Annotated in this window: 1 protein-coding gene; it reads right to left on the minus strand. The window is 74.8% G+C overall.

Annotation, left to right across the window (positions count from 1 at the left end; translation table 11 throughout):
- Positions 1–271: 271 nt before the first annotated feature.
- Positions 272–559: a DUF5133 domain-containing protein gene (locus tag GT045_RS03210; RefSeq protein ID WP_161333231.1), complete on the minus strand. Its 288-nt coding sequence runs from the start codon at positions 557–559 to the stop codon at positions 272–274.
- Positions 560–939: the final 380 nt, after the last annotated feature.

Consider the following 939-nt stretch of genomic DNA (forward strand, 5'->3'; position numbering starts at 1 on the left):
TGGCGCCGGCCGCCACCAGGGCGCACGCGCCCAGCGCGGCCCCCAGCACGACGGCCCGCCGCCCGCCCCTCACCCCGTCAGCCGGATGCTTCCCGTGCGTCATGGATCCTCCCCCTGAGCCCGCTGCACCGCGCGGCGGCGGCCGCGGTGCGGCGGACCTCGCGCGTTCGACCGGGCCTGTATACCGTCCGGTGGGTCTCGCCGACCAGAAGCGGGAGGCGACGAGTTCAGCGGGGAAGGCGCGGGCAACCGCCGCGGCGGGAGGGGCGGTTCAGGCCATGGCCACCGGCTCACCCGAAGCGGAGGCGGAGGTGGAGGTGGAGGTCGGGGTGGAGACGGCGAGCAGTGAGTCGTCCTCCGGCCGGGCCCCGGAGAGGCGGTGGCGGGCGGCGATCAGGGCCATGTCGATGTCCCGGGTGCCGGTGGCCACGCACAGGGTGTAGGAGATGTCCGCAAGCCGCTGCCGGGCCTGGGGGGTGCTCTCCTCGGCCCCGAGCAGAGTGAGGGCCTCGTACTGGGCGATGAGGTCCTTCAGTACCGCGGGGTGTGCCATCAGCATTGCGTTCCGCCTCCCTGGCGCGTCGCCGATCTACCAAATCGCAGCGCGAATACCCGCGTGGACGCCGGGCATGCCCCGTTCCCGGCCTCTACCGGGGAGCGCTCCCCGACGCACCCCCTGGCGGTGCGGGCCGGGCGCGCCGGCGCCGGGCTGTCACCCGGTCGGGTGCTCTCCGGGCGGTGTCCGTCCGATGCGGGCATGTTGCCGTGACCTTTCCGTGATCATGCCCTTGTGAGTCTGCAACGTCGAAGTGTCCTGAGCCGCCGCGTCGTTCCGGCCGTGCTCGGCACCCTCAGTGTCCTGTCCCTGCTGTCCGCCCTGCCCGCCGCCGCGCAGCCGGCGCACCCCGAGGACCGGTCGGCCGCGCCGCCGCCCCGGCC

Origin of the sequence: Streptomyces sp. SID486 (assembly GCF_009865385.1) — a bacterium.
Taxonomy (GTDB): domain Bacteria; phylum Actinomycetota; class Actinomycetes; order Streptomycetales; family Streptomycetaceae; genus Streptomyces.

Excerpts from the sequence above, each read along its gene's own strand:
- GT045_RS03210 (WP_161333231.1), bottom strand. The coding sequence starts at position 559 with ATGCTGATGGCACACCCCGCGGTACTGAAGGACCTCATCGCCCAGTAC.